Genomic DNA, 20,070 nt, shown 5'->3' with positions numbered 1-20,070 from the left:
TTTTATCGATAAAAAGCCGAAATTGTTTGTGGAAATAAGATATATTCATTAATATTGTATTGGAATATATAACACTATACAAGTGGAGCAATCTCAATTAAAATGTGCGGTAGTAGATGATTCCCGCCTCCAAAGACTAGCTATTGTAAAGCTAATAGACGAACATTCTTCACTAGAATTAGTGGCTGAGTGGAATAATGCTATTGAGACAAAAAATGGTTTACTCGATACTCAAGTGGACTTATTATTCTTAGATATTGAAATGCCAATCCTTACTGGCTTTGATCTTTTGGATGATTTAGAGAATAAACCTCATATTATTTTTGTCACAGGAAAAACAAAATATGCATTTAAAGCTTTCGACTATGATGCAATAGATTATTTAAGAAAACCATTAAAAAAAGATCGTTTTAATGCTGCTGTTGACAAAGCTCTTAGCATGTCCCGTATAGGAGGAGAAAATGCTATTGTAGAAGATGACGATTATATTTTTGTAAAGAGTAATCTGAAAAAAAGGAAAATCTTCCTTAATCAATTAAAATATGTAGAAGCTTTAGGAGATTATGTGAAACTTATAATGGAAGAAGGTGATCCTATTGTTGTTTTAGCTACAATGAAATCTTTTGAAGCACAACTGCCTAGTGACCGTTTTTTAAGAATTCACAAATCTTATATTGTGAATCTGGATAAGGTAGAGCGTTATAATAGTCGTAATATAGAAATTGCGGATGAAAAAATACCGCTTAGCAGACATAAAAAACACTCTTTGATAGAAGCTTTGAATAACTAGTAGTTATCTACATTAATTATAACTCTTACTCCTGAAAATTCTTTTATACTTTTAAAAGAAGTGTTGATTTTTCTTATCACTTCTTTTGTTTTATTTAAAGATTGACCTTGCGGTATTTTTATAACTATATTTTTATGATATTGATTTCGTATTCTTGAGACAGGAGGAAATTCTGGACCCAGAACATTTTCATTAAATACGTTTCTAAAAGATCTAGCTAACCAGTTTGTAGCTTCATTTACCTTATTATAGTCCTTATGTTTACCTGTAATCTTTATTGTTTTATAAAAAGGAGGGTATTTATATTGATGTCTTTCTTCGATTTGATCTCTATACATCCCAGAATAATCATTAACAGATACTTGTTGTAAAATCTGATGAAAAGGATTGTATGTTTGGATCAAAACTTTACCTCTTTTTTTGGTTCTACCTGCTCGACCTGCTACCTGCTGCATTAATTGAAAACTACGTTCATGCGCTCTAAAATCTGGAAAATTAAGTAGGTTATCTGCATTCATTATACCGACTAAGCTTACATTTCTAAAATCCAATCCTTTAGAGAGCATTTGTGTACCCACCATAATATCAATATCTCCTTCTTCAAAACGGTTTATGATCTTTTCATATCCATGTTTTCCTCTGGTTGTATCCTGATCCATTCTCCCAATATTATGATCAGGAAAAAGCTCTTGTAGCTCTTTCTCTATTTGCTCAGTTCCAAAACCTTTTGTAGTTAAATCAACGCTATCACAAGCCATGCATTTTTGGGGCATTGCAATATGGTACCCACAGTAATGACATCGTAACTGATTTCTGAAGCTATGAAACGTAAGACTAACATCGCAATTCGGACATTGAGGAGAGTGTCCACAAGTATTGCATTCTACTACAGGAGAATATCCTCTTCTGTTTTGAAAAAGAATAACTTGCTCTCCTTCTTTTAAAGCATCATGAATACCTGTTAACAAAGTATCACTAAAATGCCCAGTCATTTCTTTTTTTCGATATTTTGTTTTTATATCTACTAAATTAATTTCTGGCATTAGTACATCACCATATCTTCTGGTTAATTGTACAAATCCATATTTCTTTTGCCTGGCATTATAGTATGTTTCAAGAGCTGGAGTCGCAGATCCTAATACTACTTTGGCGTAAAACATTTTGGCTAAAACGATCGCTGTATCTCTGGCATGATATCTTGGGGCAGGGTCATATTGTTTAAAAGTGTTTTCGTGTTCTTCATCTACTATAATTAACCCCAAATTGGCAAATGGTAAAAATATTGCTGATCTAGCACCAATAACCACCTGTGCTTTTGGTTTTTTGGTTTTTACATTATTCCATGCTTCTACTCTTTCATTAACAGAATACTTAGAGTGATATACTGTGAGTTTCTCTCCAAAATATTCCTGTAATCGGGTAATAAGCTGTGTTGTTAGCGCTATTTCTGGCAGTAGATACAATACTTGTTCTCCTTTCTGAATAACTTGTTCTATAAGTTTTACGTACACTTCTGTTTTACCAGATGAAGTAACTCCATGAAAAAGACATACGTCTTTATCTTTAAAAGATTTCTTTATTTCTTCATAAGCCTTATCTTGATATTCATTAAGCTGTTTAGTATTTGCTGTCGTTTCTCCTGTATATTGAACACGATCGGTTTGCAAATGGTATTCGTCTAATATATTCTTATCAACTAATGCTCGTATTACAGCTGCAGAACTATTAGAAGCTTTTACAAGCTCACTTACCTTAATTGATTTGGTAGTTTGGGCCTGTAATGTAAATAAATGCATCAACACCTCTCTCTGTTTAGGCGCTCTAGACATTGTATCTAATAAAACTCGTAGTGATTCTTCTTTATTATATTCTGTGTTTAATCGAATATATCGTACTATTTTAGGCTTATATTGCTCATATATTTCTTCCTGAACCGTAATAACTTCTTTTTCTATTAATCGTTTTATGACGGGTAGTACATTTTTTTTACTAACAATATTCATCACTTCTTGTATACGAAGTAAGCTCTGATATTGTAATGCTTCATAAATCAGAAACTCATCATCTTTTAACAAGGATTCGTCAAAAAGAGATTTTTCATTTTTCAGAATTATAGTTTCACTTTCTAGTAAGAAGGCTCCAGGAAGAGCAGCTCTCATTACTTCTCCTTTTGTACACATATAATAGTTAGAAATCCAGGACCATAGCTCTAACTGATGTTGAGTAACTATTGGTGATTCATCAAGAATATGTTCTATTTCTTTAGCTTCATATACCAAAGGGGGATTTTGATGTATCTTCGTTACTAGAGCAGCATACACCTTACTTTTCCCAAATTGAACAGCCACCCGCATTCCTGGTTGCAAAAAAGTAGCTTCAGTTTTATTAATACTATAGGTAAACTCTTTATCAAGAGGTATAGGAAGAATTACATTTATAAAGTATGACATTACCAATTATAACAAAATTCGGAATAGTTTAGTCTAAAACAACAAAAATACAAGTTTAACCCATAGAATAAAGTTTAATCTTAAGAATAAAAAAGTCCGATTTATTAATTAAATCGGACTTACTACTATATAAACTTGTATTCTTTATTTACTTAACCCTAACATTCCGCCTTTAATAAGTTTGCAAGCAGGCTCATTTCCTAACCAGATTTTAAATAGGGCATATTTAAAATCTCTACCTTTTATAAAACCAAGTTCTTCACCATTTTTATAGGTTTTGATTCCTTTTCCTTTGATGTATACTAAATCAAAATAATCATTAATCTGCATTGGCGAAGTAAATAATTTTAAGAACTTTTCGATTCTAACATCTAAGGTTTGGGTATTACCAAACATTGCATCATCAAAGCCTTTTCTAAAAACTTTAATCATTCTCTTATTTGTTACTTTCTTAGATACTATATTTAAACGGATAGACATACTCTCATCAGAATCTAAAACTACTCCCGGATCATTATATTTTTTCTTGGTATATAAACCTCCCGAATAGGTATCAAACCCAAGAATACTTCTCATTCCTGCTCCGTTTAATGATAGCTCTTCTCCGTCAAAACTAACTTTATATGGTAATACAATATCCCCTACTCTTACCTGCGCCATAGCGAAGGTAGATATAAGGACTATAGTTGTTAATGTAATTATTTTTTTCATGGTTTAGATTTTTATAATTTCAAGGGGTTAGTCCTGAATCTTTAAAAACCTAACCAAAAGAATTGTTAAAATTTATAATTTGATAAATTCTAAGAAGGAAATATATCTTATGTATTACACACGAATCCACTTTTGTGTTCTATATAAAAAAGCTATATACCCTCTCACATTAAGGACATTTGGACTATCCTCATCAATCCAGATTTTACATCGATATATTTTTCCGTTCTCTGGGTCCATAATAGTTCCATCTTCATACTGATCCCCATCTTTTTCAAGCTCTTTGATAATCACCATTCCTTCTATAGGTTTATTATAATCACTGCCTTTACATTCGATACATAACTTATTCTTCTCTGCTTCATCTAATACTTGTAGAATCTTCCCAAACAGCTTGTTTCCTTTCTTATAAATTTCTACGATAGATCTCGGCTCTCCAGTATTATCATCAATAGTTTTCCATTGTCCCACTATTTGTTGTTGTGCATTTACTGTTGTCGATATTAGTAATATTGCTACAAAAAGAATTTTGCTAAAACTCATAACTTTCATGATAATTTGTGTTTATTAATCCTAAGATAAAAAAATATGATAAAAACAAAAAGCTACCAATTAAAATCGATAGCTTTTTACTTATTATTTTAATGGTATTAGGTTATTGTATTCCTAACATTCCATTTTTAATTTCTTCACTTGCTGGTTCATCTCCAAGCCAAATTTTAAATAAAGCATATTTAAAATCACGCCCCTTGATTACTCCAAGTTCTTTTTCGTTTTTAAAAGCAGTTACTCCTTTGTCTTTAATATATACTATATCAAAAACATCGTTCTTTACTATAGCTTCAGAGAAAAAACTAATAAATTTATTTATTCTTTTATCTAGTGCTTTTGTATTACCAAAAGTGGCTCTATTAAAACCATCTTTTACTGCTTTTATCATTTTCTTTTGTGTAACAAAACCAGAGACAATATTCAATTTTATAGCCATAGTTTCATTTGCATCAAGGATTTCTTTAGGGTCTTTGCTCTTTTTTGTTAAATAAAGTCCTCCTGCATACATATCAATCCAAAGTACTTTTCTCATTCCGGCACCATTCAATTTCAAATCGGTATCACCAAAATTCTCTTCATAAGGCAAAATAGCTTTACCAATCCTAATTTGCGCAGTAGCGGCAGACAGGGAAATTAGTGCTACCAGTACTAAAGTAATTTTTTTCATTTTAACTAAAGGTATTTGGGGTATTAATATTTGTTTGTACTTATTTTTTAAAGCGCACAAATATAAAAAATATTATGCACGCACAACATCTTGAAATACATTTACTTAATTTTTTAACAAAAATACGATTATATCCTATTGGTTTAACTACCAAGCATTTCTTTTTTAAGTCCTTTATCCGCAGGTTTATTTCCTAACCAGATTTCAAAAAGTGCTTTTTTAAAATCTAATCCCTTAACGTATCCTTTTTCTTTACCATCTTTATAGATTACACTTCCTTTTCCCTTTTCATATACCATATCATACACCTGATCTACTTCAATTTCATTATTAATAAAGCCAATAAATTTTTCTATTCTTTCATTATATGCCTCCATATTTCCGTTAGTTGATTTTTTAAACCCTTCACGTAAAGCATTAGCCATTTTACTTCTAGACATCATACCAGAAAGAATATGTAACTTAATTGCCATAGTTTCATCTGCTTTAGCTATTGCGCTGGCATTACTACTTTTTTTCTTAAGATATAAAGCTCCTGCATAAATATCAAAAAAGAATTTTTCTCTAAGGCCTCCTCCATTAATCGTCAAATCTTCTCCATTAAATTTTACCGTATTAGGTAATGTAGCATCCCCTATTTTGGTTTGAGCCTGTGCAGATACAATAGTAAAAAGGGCAACAAATAATATACTTAGTTTTTTCATATTAAAAATTATTAGAAATCTATGTTAGTGAAATTATGTATTAAAATTCTTTCTTAATTGGTTTAATGATGCATTTAGTTCAAAACCCAGCAGTACTAAATTAGCATTAAGCCATATATATAGCATTAATATCAACATTGCTCCAATCGAACCGTACAATTGGTTATAATTTGAGAAATTATCAATATATATCCCAAACAGATATGTTGTGATTATAATCAAAAAGGTAGTCATAAATGCTCCCGGTGAAAAGAACTTATTCTGTTTTCCTTCTGAAGTACCGAAATAAAATAAAGTAGCTATGATCACAAATATCATAAAAACAAATAATCCATATTTACCCAAAGTTAACCAAAAAACAGTATCATCAACAACACCCATTTTATTTAAATCATCTACTAAATACGAAAAGTATAAAGTTCCTATAACCGTAATTAACAATAACGATGCCACGATAATTGACACTCCCAACGCTACTACATACTGCCTTACAAAATTTCTATTTAGAGTTACATGATAAGAGTATTCAAAACCAGAAAAAACTGCATTGACTCCATTGGTCATAAAAAGTATAGATAGTACAAAAACAGTGGATAGTAGTCCTCCTCGGGGATTAGATGCTATATCTTCGAATATCCCAGAGAAAAAATCTGAAGATTGATTCGGTAATGCTCCTTTCACAAATTCAAAAAAATTCTCCTCAAATCCATCTATTGGTACATAAGGAATCAAATTAAGAAGAAATAACAAGAATGGAAACAGAGAAAGGAAAAAACTCCATGATATCGCACTGGCTCTAGCCGAAAAAGTACCTTTTATAATCCCGATAACATAGATTTCTATTAGGTCGTATATCGATAACCCTTCAAAACCAGGAAGAATAAGTTTCTTCCCTATTTTGACCAATATATTGATCACAGGAATCTTGTTAAGCTTATCTTCTACGGGTTTTGACATATATTATACAGCTTTCAAACTCAAATCCAGATTATAAACAGAATGTGTTAGCGCACCGCTGCTAATATAATCTACTCCACATTCTGCATATTTACGAACAGTTTCTTCATTAATTCCTCCACTGGATTCGGTAAGACACGAATCACCAATTAATTTCACAGCTTCTCGAGTATCTTCATAATTAAAATTATCAATTAATATTCGATACACTCCTGGTGTTTGAAGTATTTCTTTGATCTCATTAAGATCTCGGGCTTCAACAATAATTTTAAGATCAAGGTTTTGGTCAGAAAGATATTTTTTAGTCTTTACTATAGCTTTGGTAATTCCTCCGGCAAAATCGATATGGTTATCTTTTAGCATTACCATATCATATAATGCAAACCTATGATTCTCTCCTCCTCCAATCTTTACCGCCCATTTTTCTATTGCTCGTATTCCCGGAGTTGTTTTTCGAGTATCCAGAATCTTTGTTCCTGTACCATCCAAAAGAGTAACAAAATGATTTGTTTTGGTAGCAATTGCACTCATTCGTTGCATGGCATTAAGTACTAATCGTTCTGCTTTGAGGATAGACTGTGAACTTCCTGAAACATAAAAAGCTACATCTCCGTATTTAACACGAGATCCATCTTCTAGTACAGTCTCGATTTTTATATTTGGATCTACATAATTAAACACGCTCTTGGCAAAATCTACTCCCGCCAGGATGCCTTCATCCTTAACTAAAAGTTTTGCTTTTCCGGTGGTGGATTCTGGAATACAAGCTAATGAACTATGATCACCATCTCCTACATCTTCGCGTATGGCATTGGTAATTATCAAATCAATTTCTTTATTGAATTGGGTTTTGCTAATCATATTGAATGGTTATTTTTGCTAATGTAAAAAAAGAAGTCGGAAGTACGAAGTGAGAAGCACATCGTATTTTTATTTACTTTACACCATAAATATAAGTTTCACCTGGTTTTTGAGTAGAAATTACTACAATATTAAATACACATGAATATTAAATTACTTGCCGTGGGCAAAACAGATGACAAACAACTCAATGACCTTATCAACAACTATATCAAAAGGTTACAGTATTATATTAAATTTAGTTTTGAAATCATTCCCGATATTAAGAATGCAAAAAACCTTAGTGAATCTCAACAAAAAGAAAAAGAGGGAAAATTAATTCTTAATCACGTCGAAAATTCTGATGTATTGGTATTATTAGATGAAAATGGAAAGCAATATGATTCTGTACTATTTTCTGAAGTATTGCAAAAGCATATGAATAGCGGGATCAAACAATTAATTTTTACAATAGGAGGTCCTTATGGATTTAGCCCAGAAGTGTATAGTAGGGCTAATAGCAAACTATCATTATCCAAAATGACATTTTCGCATCAAATGATACGTTTATTTTTTGTAGAACAATTATATCGTGGATTTACCATTTTAAAAAATGAACCTTACCATCATCGATAAGGTTCATCATAATGTGTAATTATAATTTTAGTTTAATATTACTGTAAAATAACTTGGTGAAAGAGATAGGAAAGATCAATTTTTTACCAAAGAAATTTACAGCATTATTCTAGGTATTCTTTTAGATATTGGTCAAATGACTTGTTTTCCAAAAAAATATCTTTTTGATATTCTATTTTTAATTTCTCGAGAACTCGAGTTAAGTTAAACCCTAATGAATAATAATATCCTCCTCCTAAATTGTACATCCATTCGTCCTGTTTCAAATTATAATCTTTAAATCGATTGGCTACATATTTATTGTCTATTTCGGATAAAATATGATTATTAGAATTAGTCGACAACATCAATTTGACACAGTACTCAACGTATCTGGCTGTACCTTCTGATTTTGACAGGCTAGCTTCTAATTCTGATATGTCAATTCCGAATTCGTTTCTAACTTGAGAAAATCTTTGCTCTTTACTTTTTAAATATTCTGAAATATGATTTTTAACACTATCATTATTGTTTTCTTGTAATATCTTAAGAAGAAGCTGGTTTTCGTGTTTAATGTTTGTATTGAACCAGTTCTTATTTTTAAACAAATAATTTAGTGTATCTCTATCAAAATCTCTTTGACTTGACATTTGTTTCTCTCTAAACTTTTTGAATTTTTTTTGATATTGATGAAATATTTCATGAATAACCATTGTCATCCATTCTTCGGTATCTTTAACATCGGTTATGAATTTTTCTGTCAATTCGACATCACTAAACATTCCCAATGTATTTTTATATTCTAATGCCGAAGTATTTTTATCTTCATAAGACACATTCATATAAAAATTTGTAGTATCAATTATGGGAGTAAACCCAACGGATACATCCGAATCATTACAGTTATACGCTACTATATCTACTTTTTCTTTCAATGCCTCATTAGCATTTATCGTAAAAAGACCATCTTTTGTATAGTATAACATAGGGCCAAAAAGTAGCTGCTTATCAAAATCTTTCCAATATTTTTTTGCCACATTACTTTTAGCATCTACCAGATAATTGATTCTTTCACAGGTCAAATCAGAATCGTTTTTTTTACAACTAAATAGTCCTAATAAAACAATTGAAAATACTATAAGTTTTCTCATATCCAAATTATTATAAAAGATCTAGTTATTCTTTTACGATATCTTTAAGATCGCTAAACATGTCTATAAGATCTTCTACTACGTCTGCTGACACAAATTCTTTATCCATAAAAACGTTTAGTTTTCCTCTTTTCAGTTTTACAACATACCCTGTTTCTCCTTTGGTATTGTATTTCCAGGTAGATGTCGTTCCATTTTTAGTCATTTCGGGAGTTAAATGATCTTTTAAAAACTGTTTTAGTTTTCCTGTTTTGGATAACGGGAAGCTAGCTTTTAATGTATACATATCTTCTGTATTAGAGATAGAAATGTTTACTCTATAATTATCTTCTCCAGGTTCGTCGCTAGAATAACTAATAGACACTTTAGAGTTTGAAGCTGTTTGGGCATTGCTCAAAGAAAGAGCAAATACAAGACTTAATACACAAATAATTGTTTTCATAATTTTTGTTTTTTGATTGATGATTGATTTAATTTTCGTTTTTTGATGTAATTGATTTTAATTCTTTGCCTATTCTTTCAAATTTCTTAATCAGTTTATTCGAGGCTAGTTCTTTATCTACATTGATTCTTAATCTATTTTCTTTGAGTCGTACTTCATATAATTCTTCATTTTCAGTTTCTTTTCTCCACAAATAAGCCTCATCCTCGATGGTCATATTTTCTTTTCCAAATTGATCGATGAGGTAAGATTTTACATCATTTTCCATATACTTCATAAATCTTATTTTGATTCTAAAACTCTTTCCCATATCAATGATAGCAAAGGATCTAGAATAACTTTTCTCGTTCGTATCATCATTAATACTTATAGTTACTTCTGATGTTGACTTAGAAGAACTTGTGGAGCTTGTTTGGGCATTCATGGTTAGTAATCCTATAAGAAGGTTTACCAAAATGGTGATTAATGTTTTCATATTATTCGTTTTTTGATTGATGATTTAAGCTATATTAAATGTGAGACCAACCCCACGTACACTTTCTATATTTATCTTATGGTCTTCTTTAAAATATTTTCTTAATCGACTTATGAATACATCCATACTTCTACCAGAGAAAAAATCATCATTACCCCAGACATCCTTAAGCACATCTTCTCTTTTGATCATTGTATTTCTATGTTCCCATAAATATTGAATTAACAATGTTTCTTTTTCTGTTAATCGTTGTGATTCTCCATTCAATTTTAATTGATGATTAACAATATCAAACTCATAATTCCCTATTCTTACAATATCTTCTTTTATGGATTCTACTTTTCGTGTTCGTTTCAAAATATTTTGAAGTTTAAGGACCAAAATATCTGCTTCAAATGGTTTCACGATGTAGTCATCTGCTCCTAGTTTTAATCCTCTGATTTTATCTTCTTTCATTTTCTTAGCAGTGAGAAATATGAATGGAATTTCGGGATCAATATCTACTACTTTCTCTGCCAATGTAAATCCATCCATTTTTGGCATCATTACATCAAAGACACATATATCAAATTTTCCTTCAGAAAATATCAATAGTGCTTCTTTACCATCCTTGGCCCAGGTTACAGTATAATTATGTATTTCGAGGTATTGTTTTAATATACTTCCAAAATCAAAATCATCTTCTGCGAGTAGTATGTGTTTCATATATTAAATTGTTGGTATCGTTATTTTAAAATTTGTTCCTTCATCGGGTTTACTTTCAATATCTATTTCACCCTGGTGTGCCTTAATGATTTGGTTGGTATAAAAGAGTCCCAAACCTAATCCTTTTACATCGTGCACATTTCCTGTTGTTACTCTATAAAATTTTTCAAAGATTCTATGATATTCTTTTTCAGAAATCCCGATCCCATTATCTCGAATCGAAATTGTATATCTGTCATTTTTAAGTTCTGTTCGTATCTTAATTTTGACTTTTTCTTTACCGTATTTTACAGCATTTTCCATTACATTAAATAAGGCTGTAGTAAATAGAAATTTATCAATATTAAGATCAACATCTCTAAACTCTATCTTTGTACTCACCTCAACTTCTTTATTCTTAACCGATAACTTAAAATCGGCTACAACTTCTTTAAAATATACACTATCCAGCACTTTTTCTTTCTTTAAAATAATTTCTTCTGATCCTAAAGTATTATTCATCACCTGATCGATTAATTTTTGTAATCGGTTATTTTGTCGATCTAATATATCTAATGCACTAGAGAATATTTTTGGTGAATTTTGAGTCTCTTTGTTTCTTAAACTTTTAGACGCAATACTTAACGTAGCTAGTGGAGTTTTAAGCTCATGAGTGATATTATTTATAAAATCATTACGTACATCGGCAATTTTCTTTTGTTTAATCACTGTTTTAATTGAATAGAAAAGTAAGGCTACCACGAATAATAACAATACAACAGAGAATAAAAACAGGCTTGCCATTTGCCCAAAAACTATTCTTTTCCATCCAATAATACTAATCGAATCTACTGTTCGAATTTCTAGATTAAGTTGAGTTTTTATAATTTCAACACCACTATCATCCTCTATATCTTGTTCTGTAAACCATCTACCACTACTTATTACATTACCTTCTTCATCAGGGAAATCTTCTCCGAACAGAAAGTAATTATTTTCTTCTTTTGCTTTAAAAACGGTATCTAAAAGGTTATTATCATGAATAATAATACTCTTTATTGTTTTCTTATATTTTAACTCATATCCCAGATTAACTTTTCCCATTTCTTTTTCATAGTACTCGTTAAATGTATCATTTAACGAATCTGTAAAAGGCTTGAAACGTTCTATAGTTTCATTTTTAAGAAGGTTATTCTTTCTATACTCTATTAGGTTTTTTGTTAATTGATTATACCAAAGCTCTGCTATAGAATCCATTTCTTTGGTATTATCGATACTCGAGACGGCTTTCTTTGTTTCTTTAATAAACACATCTTTTTTAAGTTGATATGTGTTATAAATCAAATACCCCTGAATCCCAGATAATGCTAATAAGGTCAAAATGGATGTAATGATAAGTATGTTTATTTTTTTCTTCATTATGGTAATATATAGCTTGTTTATTTTTTTAATACTTGATGTATTAAAAGGTTGCTACGTTAACAAAAAATGTAACTTTCTTTATTTTAGCACCCATTCGTTTTTTGATTGATGATGATCCCAAAAGTATAGCAAACATCTTTTGAATCAATAAAACCAGCCTTCATTAACCGTCTATTAACGTTAACACACCTAATCATTACTGTAAAAACAAGGCTTTTAAGTATCTATGTTAATAGGCCAAAAATTAGTATTAATTATTACATTTGCTGACTAATTAACCAATCACTTCTATGCTATCCTATTTGAAGCTTATAAAATTTGATAACTTACTTATAATTGCCTTTGCACAATTATGTATTAAATACGGCCTATTTGCCCCCTTTAATATTGCTATTACTCTAAATGGTTTAGGTATTGCTATTCTAATGATTGCTACATTTTGTATTGCTGCTGCGGGTAATATAATTATTGAAATCTATAATCAAGAAGATACTGGTGTAAAAGGCTTATTATATGATTCTATAACTGAAAAATCAGCCAATCGATTATTCATTATTTTTAATATCGTAGGGGTACTTATTGGGTTTTATCTGGCCAATCTTATTGATAGACCTGGTTTTGCAGCATTGTTTATAGTAATTTCTGGAGTATTTTATATCTACGCATCTTATCTGAAAGAAATTTTAGTTCTTAAAAATTTTATTCCTGCATTACTTGCTGCATTGAGTTTAATTGTTTTGGGGATTTTTGATCTTCTTCCTGCTATCACCGAAAAAAACAGAGAATCACAAACCGTTATTTTTTCTATTATCTTAGATTACTCAATATTTACATTCATTATTGTGCTATTAAGAGAACTAGTAAAAGATTGTCTACACATAGATAGAGATCATAATATTGGGATTAGAACTATCCCAATAGTTTTGGGTAAAAATCGAACAACAAAATTAATTGGAGTATTAACATTACTTCCTATTTTTTCTATTGTTTATTATATATACACTTATCTTTTTTCAAACAGTAAAGCTGTTATTTTTGTACTGATCCTTATTGTTGCTCCACTGCTCTATTTTATGATTAAAAGCTTTAGTGCCGAATCAGATAAACAACTTACCAGATTATCATTGCTTTTAAAGATAATTTTATTTACCGCATCTATCTCACTCTTATTTTATCAATTTGTTTTAGTATAACGTATGTTAAAAGATATATTAATAAATAAAAATGTAATTCTTGCATCTGGTTCTCCCAGAAGACAAAAGTTTTTTAATGACCTGGATCTGGATTTTACAATACAATTAAAAGAGGTCGACGAAATATATCCCGATCATCTCAAAGCCGAAGAAATTTCGGATTATCTGGCTAAGCTTAAAGCAAATGCATTTACAGATTTACATCCGAAAGATATTTTAATCACCAGTGATACTATTGTTTGGCATAACAACAAAGCCTTAGGCAAGCCAAAAAACCTGATAGAAGCTTCAGAAATGATTAATTCTCTATCTGGAGATACCCATGAGGTTATTACTTCGGTATGTTTTAAAACAATCAATCAGACTATTATAGTACATCAAACTACCAAGGTTACTTTTAAGAAGCTATCTACAGAAGAAATCGAGTACTATGTACAAACTTATAAACCTCTGGATAAAGCAGGAGCTTATGGTATACAAGAATGGATTGGTTTTATTGGAATATCTAATATCGAAGGGAGTCATTTTAATGTAATGGGGCTTCCCACACATCTTGTTTATGAAACATTAAGACAATTAGCTTAGGAACACAATCCAAGCAAACTTAAAACACTCATTATACAATACACATCAAGTATTTTAAATAATACTTCCCTAATCTTTCAGTTTCTCGTAGTTTATCTAACAACAAAATGTTAAATGAGGTTTTTCCGTAATTACTTGATTTTTAATTTGTTTATATTTCTTTATTATTTTAAAACTTAATATTATGCTAAAGAATCTCTTAAACTTAAACGGTATCAAAACACTTAACAAAACAGAACAAAAATCCTTAAAAGGAGGCTGGACCTATGTTATGTGTCACTCATGTGATCAATACTTACCTCCTGGATATGTATGTATGAATGAAGTTTTTTGCGGGCCTAACTAATACTATATAAAAAATAAAAACGGGATATATTGATCCCGTTTTTATTTTTAAATTACCAAATACATCTTTAACATACTAGTTTATTAACTTCAACCTATTCTACACTTCTTTATCACTATAAATAGATTCATCTTCATATTGAATAAAAAAGAACACTCCATACAGCCTACATTATTAGGTAATTTCTCATTCATCTATCAATTAAAAGAATTAGATAGTTACTGAAACGTTAACAGTACTTGCCAAATCCAAGGTTTATTGTAATTTGCTATATAAAAACGTTATCATGAAAAAGTCAATACTACTATTCGCTTTATTGGGCGTATTAGTCTTTATTGCTTGTAGCAATATTAAGGCAGACGAAGTGACCAAAGCTTCTACATCTAATGAGATCATTAAAGAGAAGATGCCTCCTGCAAAAGCTCTATCTGAAGATTTTAAGAAGTACTGGTATGCAGGTAAAGCAGAAATATCATCATATCAACTAGAACAAGCTCGATATGGAGAAATAAGAAAAGGAACGGCGGTACTAATTTATGTTACTGAAGATTTTTTACCCAAAAAACAGGTGAAAGCAGATCGTCAAAACACAAATAACATACCTGTTTTAAAACTTAATGCTACCAAAAAGTTTAACACAGGAATCTACCCATATTCAGTTATGCAAAGTACATTTTATCCTGTAGCAGATAATCAACATGCCATTAAAGTATCTAATTCGATGCAAGAATGGTGTGGTCACGTATATGCGCAATTAAATAACAAAAAACAATTTGAGATTACCTCGCATTCCTATTTTGAGAATGAAGCGGATCAGGATTTTAAATTAGACAAAGCTATTTTAGAAAATGAACTTTGGGCAAAAATCAGAATCAATCCAGATGCATTACCACAAGGGGACCTACAAATCATCCCTTCTTTTGAGTATTCTAGATTGAGACATAAAGATATTAAAGCATACTCGGCTAAGACGTCTGTACAAAAAGACACTGATACTAATACATATACAATAGAATATCCCGAACTTGATCGAAGTATCAGTATCACTTTTAATGCCTCTTTTCCGTATGAAATTGAGCATTGGACAGAAACATATAAAAGCGGGTTTGGCCCCAATGCAAAGAAGCTTACTACAAAAGCAACTAAAATCAAAAGTATTAAATCTGCTTACTGGGGTAAAAACAGTAATAAAGATGAAGTCTTACGTGATGAATTAGGACTTACGAATCAAAAATAAACATCAATTAATTTACAACTAACTAATACTATACTAATGGTAAAATTATCAGAATCTGACATAAAAGAAAAACTAAACACTATTGATGGTTGGGAATACCATGATAATGCTCTTCATACCACTTTTGAATTTAACGATTTTAAAGATGCTTTCTCTGTAATGACTCGTATTGCTTTTGAAGCCGAACTACAACAACATCATCCAGACTGGTCAAATGTCTATAATAAATTACATATTAGTCTTTCTACCCATGATGCTGGCGGTATTACTGAAAATGATTTTAAACTGGCAAAAACTATAGATAATATTATCGAAGGAGAATAAGGGTTAAACTTATTTATAATCAAAAAATAAATATTAAATTCTAAGGTCAAAACTTCTTGTTTTACTTTTTGAATTTTGGTACTTTAGGCGTAATCAAAATTGATCGTACACAAACATTTGTCAAACACTTGGTTTCTACTTATGTTTGTATTTAGATTTTAAAATTAGCATATGGGAAGAGCTTTTGAATTTAGAAAAGCACGAAAGATGAAACGCTGGTCAGCAATGGCAAAAGCGTTTACTCGAATTGGTAAAGATATTGTAATGGCTGTAAAAGAAGGTGGTCCTGACCCAGCTTCTAACTCTCGTCTAAGAGCAGTGATCCAGAATGCCAAATCTGTGAACATGCCAAAAGATAATGTCGAAAGAGCAATTAAAAAGGCATCTGATAAAGATCAAGGTGACTATAAAGAAGTTCTTTTTGAAGGGTATGCTCCTCACGGAATAGCTATTTTGGTAGAAACAGCAACAGATAACAATAATAGAACGGTTGCCAATATACGATCCTATTTTAACAAATGTGATGGTAATCTGGGAACATCTGGTTCTGTAGAGTTTATGTTTGACCACACCTGTAATTTTAGAATTAATAGTGAAGGACTAGATCCTGAAGAGCTTGAACTTGAATTTATCGATTTTGGAGCAGAAGAAGTTTTTAAGGATGATGATGGAATATTAATTTACGCTCCTTTTGGAAGTTTTGGAACGATACAAAAAGAATTAGAAAGTCGCGAAATCGAAATTCTATCCTCAGGATTTGAACGTATCCCGCAGGTAACCAAAAAAATAACTCCAGAGCAAGCTGCTGATGTAGAAAAGTTACTGGAAAAAATAGAAGAAGATGATGACGTTCAGAACGTCTACCACACCATGGAAGAGTCTTCTTCTGAAGAATAAAGATATTTCTAGTTATCATAAAAAAAGAGTTTAGCATGGCTAAGCTCTTTTTTTGTTATGTTTACTATAATACCCCGACTATAGATAAAATATAAGCTATGAAAAGATTAGCCATACTTCTTCTATTTTCATTTGTGGGCATACTACATTCCCAACATATGGATAATGACAAACTAGAGTTAATTATCAAAAAAAATGCAGATACTCTAAATGGTATTCCCGGTAACTGGAAATTTATATACAAAGAGACTCCAATGCTTTGTGTTACTGATAAAACCAATAATCGGATGAGAATTATTTCTCCTATTACATCATCAGACAATCTTGATAAAGATTTATTACTTGATGCAATGACTGCCAATTTTCACTCTGCTCTTGACGTAAAATATGCTATCACCAACAAAATTTTATGGTCGGTTTATATTCATCCTTTAAAAGAACTTACCGAGGAGCAGGTAAACAGTGCTATATCACAAGTATATTATGCTGCAAGGACTTTTGGCTCTACTTTTTCTAGTACAGAACTTATTTTTGGAGCAGGAAATACAAAGAAAAAATCTAAAGAAGCTATCCCTGAAGAAAAAATTCGAAAATTTTAAGTTCCGTCGAAGCTATTTTCAGGAACTTTACCCTTAACCCCTACAAAGAAACTATACATACATTCGAAATCCTTTTTAATATCCTCTGTGGGATAATAAGGATCAGAGACTACACATTGTTTTTTTCCAAAATCAAAAGCAACCATAATAATAGGAACATTTGCAGCTTTAGCAATATGGTAAAATCCAGTTTTCCACTCTTTAACTTTTTTCCTTGTTCCTTCTGGAGCAATAGTTAAACGTAACTCATCTTTTTTTCTAAATATCTCTGCAATAGCTTCAACCTTATTCTGGCCAGGAGTTCTATCCAAAGAAATCCCTCCTACCCTTCTAAGGTACCAACCTAGCGGCCATCTAAAAAGTTCTTTTTTGCCTAAAAAGCTTATCTTAATCCCAGCTAATTGTCGTATCAAAAGGCCAATATAGAAATCGTGCCAACTTGTATGAGGCACTACAATAACTATGCACTTTTTAATCGTATCAGCACTGAAATTACCGACAAACTTCCAGCCCATAATTTTGTAATATATGAAGGAAGAAAAATATCGCATGAAAATAAAAGATTGAAAAGCAATTTACAAAGAACGATATAGTTCTTTCAGCATATCAGCATTTATTTTAGATTTCCAATTGTATCCTAGAGCATTTTCCCAGAGTGGTTCTAAGCTTAGTGCAACCTTAGTCATAACATCTAATTGATCTTCGGTTACATTAGCACAAACACCTGTAGGTAAACTAATATTATGAAATTCTTTCATTTTTTTGAATACAGCTACACCTTCAGGATAGTATTTTTCTAATTTATCAAATACAATACAATTACCTATCCCATGCTTTGTTCCCAGGACATATGCCAGTCCATAGCTCATAGCGTGAGCAATACCAACCTGAGAATATGCAATACTCATTCCGCCATGCCAGGAAGCCATCATTAGTTTTGCATCTACCTCTTCTTTACTCAGATTATTTTCCAAGAAAATCTCTTTACATAAATCTAAGGCCTTTTCGCCATAACTCTGGCTAAATGCATTCAGATACGTTCCATCTAACGACTCTATGCAATGAATATAACAATCCATACCCGTATAGAACCACTGATCCTTAGGAACATCTTTTATTAACTCTGGATCTAATACAACCTGATCAAAGGGTGTAAAATCAGAATTGATTCCTAATTTGCGTTCGGGTCCTGTAAGTACTGTAGTACGAGACACTTCTGCTCCTGTTCCTGAAATCGTAGGAATTCCTACATGAAATACAGCTTTATTTTTTACCAGATCCCATCCTTGGTAATCTGCAGCACTTCCAGGATTAGTAAGCATGATCGCTACAGCCTTGGATAAATCCAATATAGAGCCTCCTCCTATTCCAATAATTCCACTTGGAACATATTGATAATCATTTCTTATTTTAGAAACTATCTCATCTACCTGAGATGTTTTGGGTTCTTCAACAGTTGATACATAAATTATCTCATCTGTATACGATAATGGTATCCTATCCTCAATAAATGAGGTGTTGTTTTTAAAAACGTCATCTACCAAAAAGATAAAAGGAGCAATACCATTTCGCACAGGCGAAATAATATCACAAATCTGATTAAAAGCTCCTCTCCCAAATACTACTTTTGGTACCATTGGGAAATTTTTATGCATAGAAGTAGATTCTTCTGGAGTAATTATAGATTTTGGATTCAATAGATTTTCTTTATTTATTATTCTTTTTGCTCTTTCTAAATCTTCCGGGGTATCGATTTCTACACCTTCGTGGTGCGTTTCAACCATTTTAATATTTTTACCGTATTCAAGATATCGAATACATTCTATTTTCTCTGACGCTTCTAAAGAACGCATTGGTAAACGGTAAAAATCTAAAATAGCTTGTTTCTTAAATGCATAAACACCTTTGTGTTTATGGTATACATGGTTTATTTCTTTATCTCTTGGATATGGTATAGGTGCACGAGAAAAATATAATGCGTAATTATTTTCATCTACAATAACCTTTACACTATTAGGGTTCATGATATCATCCCAATCATCCATAGGAGTCATTAGACTAGCTAAATCTATACGATCAGAGTCTTCCTGATAAAATACACTTAATACTTTTCCTAAGCTCTCCCTATCGGTAAAAGGTTCATCTCCCTGGACATTAACTACAATATCGACATCCATATCTTCGACTGCTTCGGCTATTCGATCACTGCCACAGCTATGTTCTTTCTTGCTCATAATAGCCACACCACCATGAGAAGTAATTTCTTTATAAATAACATCGCTATCAGTAACTACATAAACAGCATCAAAAAGTCCGGAATTTAGAGTAGCTTCATATGTTCTTCTTATGACGCTTTTTCCTTCGAGATCTTGCATTAGCTTGCCAGGAAATCGCGTGGCAGCATACCTCGCAGGTATCATCGCGATAGT

The 20,070-nt window shown here is 31.3% G+C and carries 23 protein-coding genes and 1 pseudogene; 9 read left to right on the top strand and 15 right to left on the bottom strand.

The window, feature by feature from the left end:
• The first annotated feature begins 82 nt into the window (after window positions 1–82).
• Window positions 83–790, top strand: a complete 708-nt coding sequence (locus Z054_RS0105360; RefSeq protein WP_024769053.1) for a LytR/AlgR family response regulator transcription factor — start codon at window positions 83–85, stop codon at window positions 788–790.
• On the opposite strand, the gene priA is transcribed toward Z054_RS0105360, so the two are convergent.
• The 7 genes from priA to nadC form a co-directional block, all read right to left on the bottom strand.
• A complete protein-coding gene (gene priA, locus Z054_RS0105355) occupies window positions 787–3,240 on the bottom strand; it encodes a replication restart helicase PriA (RefSeq protein ID WP_024769052.1) in 2,454 nt (817 codons plus the stop codon). The two genes, Z054_RS0105360 and priA, sit on opposite strands and share 4 nt — an antisense overlap.
• A gap of 144 nt (window positions 3,241–3,384) precedes the next feature.
• Window positions 3,385–3,951 carry a chalcone isomerase family protein gene (locus Z054_RS0105350; protein WP_024769051.1) on the bottom strand — a complete coding sequence of 189 codons (567 nt, stop codon included), beginning with the start codon at window positions 3,949–3,951 and terminating at the stop codon, window positions 3,385–3,387.
• A gap of 114 nt (window positions 3,952–4,065) precedes the next feature.
• On the bottom strand, window positions 4,066–4,503 hold the full coding sequence (locus tag Z054_RS0105345) for a DUF2147 domain-containing protein (protein ID WP_241461389.1): 438 nt from the start codon (window positions 4,501–4,503) through the stop codon (window positions 4,066–4,068).
• A gap of 103 nt (window positions 4,504–4,606) precedes the next feature.
• Window positions 4,607–5,170 carry a chalcone isomerase family protein gene (locus tag Z054_RS0105340; RefSeq protein WP_024769049.1) on the bottom strand — a complete coding sequence of 188 codons (564 nt, stop codon included), beginning with the start codon at window positions 5,168–5,170 and terminating at the stop codon, window positions 4,607–4,609.
• Between the two features lie 143 nt (window positions 5,171–5,313).
• On the bottom strand, window positions 5,314–5,874 hold the full coding sequence (locus Z054_RS0105335) for a chalcone isomerase family protein (RefSeq protein WP_024769048.1): 561 nt from the start codon (window positions 5,872–5,874) through the stop codon (window positions 5,314–5,316).
• A gap of 33 nt (window positions 5,875–5,907) precedes the next feature.
• Window positions 5,908–6,831, bottom strand: a complete 924-nt coding sequence (locus tag Z054_RS0105330) for a YihY/virulence factor BrkB family protein (RefSeq protein WP_024769047.1) — start codon at window positions 6,829–6,831, stop codon at window positions 5,908–5,910.
• Between the two features lie 3 nt (window positions 6,832–6,834).
• Window positions 6,835–7,692: a carboxylating nicotinate-nucleotide diphosphorylase gene (gene nadC / locus Z054_RS0105325; RefSeq protein WP_024769046.1), complete on the bottom strand. Its 858-nt coding sequence runs from the start codon at window positions 7,690–7,692 to the stop codon at window positions 6,835–6,837.
• Between the two features lie 141 nt (window positions 7,693–7,833).
• Here nadC and rlmH point away from each other — a divergent pair, with 141 nt between their 5' ends.
• Window positions 7,834–8,307 (top strand): 23S rRNA (pseudouridine(1915)-N(3))-methyltransferase RlmH, encoded by a 474-nt coding sequence (gene rlmH, locus Z054_RS0105320; protein ID WP_024769045.1) that lies wholly within the window; start codon window positions 7,834–7,836, stop codon window positions 8,305–8,307.
• A gap of 104 nt (window positions 8,308–8,411) precedes the next feature.
• Here rlmH and Z054_RS0105315 read toward each other — a convergent pair whose 3' ends face one another.
• Genes Z054_RS0105315 through Z054_RS0105295 form a run of 5 tightly spaced genes read right to left on the bottom strand, consistent with a single transcriptional unit; the run spans window position 8,412 to window position 12,457 of the window.
• Window positions 8,412–9,437 carry a hypothetical protein gene (locus Z054_RS0105315; protein WP_024769044.1) on the bottom strand — a complete coding sequence of 342 codons (1,026 nt, stop codon included), beginning with the start codon at window positions 9,435–9,437 and terminating at the stop codon, window positions 8,412–8,414.
• A 25-nt stretch (window positions 9,438–9,462) separates the two neighbouring features.
• The gene (locus Z054_RS0105310; protein ID WP_024769043.1) at window positions 9,463–9,879 is read right to left on the bottom strand and encodes a hypothetical protein; all 417 of its coding nucleotides are present in this window, start codon (window positions 9,877–9,879) and stop codon (window positions 9,463–9,465) included.
• A 28-nt stretch (window positions 9,880–9,907) separates the two neighbouring features.
• The gene (locus tag Z054_RS0105305) at window positions 9,908–10,354 is read right to left on the bottom strand and encodes a hypothetical protein (RefSeq protein WP_024769042.1); all 447 of its coding nucleotides are present in this window, start codon (window positions 10,352–10,354) and stop codon (window positions 9,908–9,910) included.
• Window positions 10,355–10,378: 24 nt separating this feature from the next.
• Window positions 10,379–11,059: a response regulator transcription factor gene (locus tag Z054_RS0105300; RefSeq protein WP_024769041.1), complete on the bottom strand. Its 681-nt coding sequence runs from the start codon at window positions 11,057–11,059 to the stop codon at window positions 10,379–10,381.
• Window positions 11,060–11,062: 3 nt separating this feature from the next.
• Complete coding sequence (locus tag Z054_RS0105295) at window positions 11,063–12,457, bottom strand: sensor histidine kinase (protein ID WP_024769040.1); 1,395 nt, start codon at window positions 12,455–12,457, stop codon at window positions 11,063–11,065.
• Between the two features lie 293 nt (window positions 12,458–12,750).
• Between Z054_RS0105295 and Z054_RS0105290 the strand changes: the two genes are divergently transcribed.
• The 7 genes from Z054_RS0105290 to Z054_RS0105265 all read left to right on the top strand — a co-directional run bounded on the left by Z054_RS0105290 (window position 12,751) and on the right by Z054_RS0105265 (window position 17,641).
• Window positions 12,751–13,653 (top strand): geranylgeranylglycerol-phosphate geranylgeranyltransferase, encoded by a 903-nt coding sequence (locus Z054_RS0105290; RefSeq protein ID WP_051473678.1) that lies wholly within the window; start codon window positions 12,751–12,753, stop codon window positions 13,651–13,653.
• Between the two features lie 3 nt (window positions 13,654–13,656).
• Entirely contained in the window at window positions 13,657–14,238 is a 582-nt protein-coding gene (locus Z054_RS0105285; protein WP_024769038.1) for a Maf-like protein, read from the top strand.
• 184 nt (window positions 14,239–14,422) lie between these two features.
• The gene (locus Z054_RS31580; protein WP_161635244.1) at window positions 14,423–14,584 is read left to right on the top strand and encodes a hypothetical protein; all 162 of its coding nucleotides are present in this window, start codon (window positions 14,423–14,425) and stop codon (window positions 14,582–14,584) included.
• 286 nt (window positions 14,585–14,870) lie between these two features.
• Complete coding sequence (locus Z054_RS0105280; protein WP_024769037.1) at window positions 14,871–15,821, top strand: hypothetical protein; 951 nt, start codon at window positions 14,871–14,873, stop codon at window positions 15,819–15,821.
• Window positions 15,822–15,857: 36 nt separating this feature from the next.
• On the top strand, window positions 15,858–16,145 hold the full coding sequence (locus Z054_RS0105275) for a 4a-hydroxytetrahydrobiopterin dehydratase (protein ID WP_024769036.1): 288 nt from the start codon (window positions 15,858–15,860) through the stop codon (window positions 16,143–16,145).
• A gap of 171 nt (window positions 16,146–16,316) precedes the next feature.
• Entirely contained in the window at window positions 16,317–17,042 is a 726-nt protein-coding gene (locus Z054_RS0105270) for a YebC/PmpR family DNA-binding transcriptional regulator (protein ID WP_024769035.1), read from the top strand.
• Between the two features lie 98 nt (window positions 17,043–17,140).
• Window positions 17,141–17,641, top strand: coding sequence for a hypothetical protein (locus tag Z054_RS0105265; protein WP_241461388.1), 501 nt, complete (start codon window positions 17,141–17,143; stop codon window positions 17,639–17,641).
• Here the strand turns inward: Z054_RS0105265 and Z054_RS0105260 are convergent.
• The 3 genes and pseudogenes from Z054_RS0105260 to kdsB form a co-directional block, all read right to left on the bottom strand.
• A complete protein-coding gene (locus Z054_RS0105260; protein WP_316929919.1) occupies window positions 17,638–18,156 on the bottom strand; it encodes a 1-acyl-sn-glycerol-3-phosphate acyltransferase in 519 nt (172 codons plus the stop codon). The genes Z054_RS0105265 and Z054_RS0105260 overlap by 4 nt on opposite strands.
• Window positions 18,157–18,216: 60 nt before the next feature.
• Complete coding sequence (locus tag Z054_RS32400) at window positions 18,217–19,278, bottom strand: iron-containing alcohol dehydrogenase family protein (protein WP_024769032.1); 1,062 nt, start codon at window positions 19,276–19,278, stop codon at window positions 18,217–18,219.
• Between the two features lie 78 nt (window positions 19,279–19,356).
• Window positions 19,357–20,061 (bottom strand): annotated as a pseudogene (gene kdsB, locus Z054_RS32395) (3-deoxy-manno-octulosonate cytidylyltransferase); the annotation flags it as partial.
• Between the last annotated feature and the right edge of the window lie 9 nt (window positions 20,062–20,070).

The organism is Aquimarina macrocephali JAMB N27 (assembly GCF_000520995.1).
Lineage (GTDB): Bacteria > Bacteroidota > Bacteroidia > Flavobacteriales > Flavobacteriaceae > Aquimarina > Aquimarina macrocephali.
Note: the sequence above shows the minus strand (reverse complement) of the source record. Positions and strands in the feature narration are given on the sequence as shown.

Bases quoted from the DNA above. Each gene is read 5' to 3' on its own strand.
- priA (WP_024769052.1), bottom strand. From the start codon at position 3,240: ATGTCATACTTTATAAATGTAATTCTTCCTATACCTCTTGATAAAGAG.
- Z054_RS0105350 (WP_024769051.1), bottom strand. From the start codon at position 3,951: ATGAAAAAAATAATTACATTAACAACTATAGTCCTTATATCTACCTTC.
- Z054_RS0105345 (WP_241461389.1), bottom strand. From the start codon at position 4,503: ATGAAAGTTATGAGTTTTAGCAAAATTCTTTTTGTAGCAATATTACTA.
- Z054_RS0105340 (WP_024769049.1), bottom strand. From the start codon at position 5,170: ATGAAAAAAATTACTTTAGTACTGGTAGCACTAATTTCCCTGTCTGCC.
- Z054_RS0105335 (WP_024769048.1), bottom strand. From the start codon at position 5,874: ATGAAAAAACTAAGTATATTATTTGTTGCCCTTTTTACTATTGTATCT.
- Z054_RS0105330 (WP_024769047.1), bottom strand. From the start codon at position 6,831: ATGTCAAAACCCGTAGAAGATAAGCTTAACAAGATTCCTGTGATCAAT.
- nadC (WP_024769046.1), bottom strand. From the start codon at position 7,692: ATGATTAGCAAAACCCAATTCAATAAAGAAATTGATTTGATAATTACC.
- rlmH (WP_024769045.1), top strand. From the start codon at position 7,834: ATGAATATTAAATTACTTGCCGTGGGCAAAACAGATGACAAACAACTC.
- Z054_RS0105315 (WP_024769044.1), bottom strand. From the start codon at position 9,437: ATGAGAAAACTTATAGTATTTTCAATTGTTTTATTAGGACTATTTAGT.
- Z054_RS0105310 (WP_024769043.1), bottom strand. From the start codon at position 9,879: ATGAAAACAATTATTTGTGTATTAAGTCTTGTATTTGCTCTTTCTTTG.
- Z054_RS0105305 (WP_024769042.1), bottom strand. From the start codon at position 10,354: ATGAAAACATTAATCACCATTTTGGTAAACCTTCTTATAGGATTACTA.
- Z054_RS0105300 (WP_024769041.1), bottom strand. From the start codon at position 11,059: ATGAAACACATACTACTCGCAGAAGATGATTTTGATTTTGGAAGTATA.
- Z054_RS0105295 (WP_024769040.1), bottom strand. From the start codon at position 12,457: ATGAAGAAAAAAATAAACATACTTATCATTACATCCATTTTGACCTTA.
- Z054_RS0105290 (WP_051473678.1), top strand. From the start codon at position 12,751: ATGCTATCCTATTTGAAGCTTATAAAATTTGATAACTTACTTATAATT.
- Z054_RS0105285 (WP_024769038.1), top strand. From the start codon at position 13,657: ATGTTAAAAGATATATTAATAAATAAAAATGTAATTCTTGCATCTGGT.
- Z054_RS31580 (WP_161635244.1), top strand. From the start codon at position 14,423: ATGCTAAAGAATCTCTTAAACTTAAACGGTATCAAAACACTTAACAAA.
- Z054_RS0105280 (WP_024769037.1), top strand. From the start codon at position 14,871: ATGAAAAAGTCAATACTACTATTCGCTTTATTGGGCGTATTAGTCTTT.
- Z054_RS0105275 (WP_024769036.1), top strand. From the start codon at position 15,858: ATGGTAAAATTATCAGAATCTGACATAAAAGAAAAACTAAACACTATT.
- Z054_RS0105270 (WP_024769035.1), top strand. From the start codon at position 16,317: ATGGGAAGAGCTTTTGAATTTAGAAAAGCACGAAAGATGAAACGCTGG.
- Z054_RS0105265 (WP_241461388.1), top strand. From the start codon at position 17,141: ATGAAAAGATTAGCCATACTTCTTCTATTTTCATTTGTGGGCATACTA.
- Z054_RS0105260 (WP_316929919.1), bottom strand. From the start codon at position 18,156: ATGGGCTGGAAGTTTGTCGGTAATTTCAGTGCTGATACGATTAAAAAG.
- Z054_RS32400 (WP_024769032.1), bottom strand. From the start codon at position 19,278: ATGGTACCAAAAGTAGTATTTGGGAGAGGAGCTTTTAATCAGATTTGT.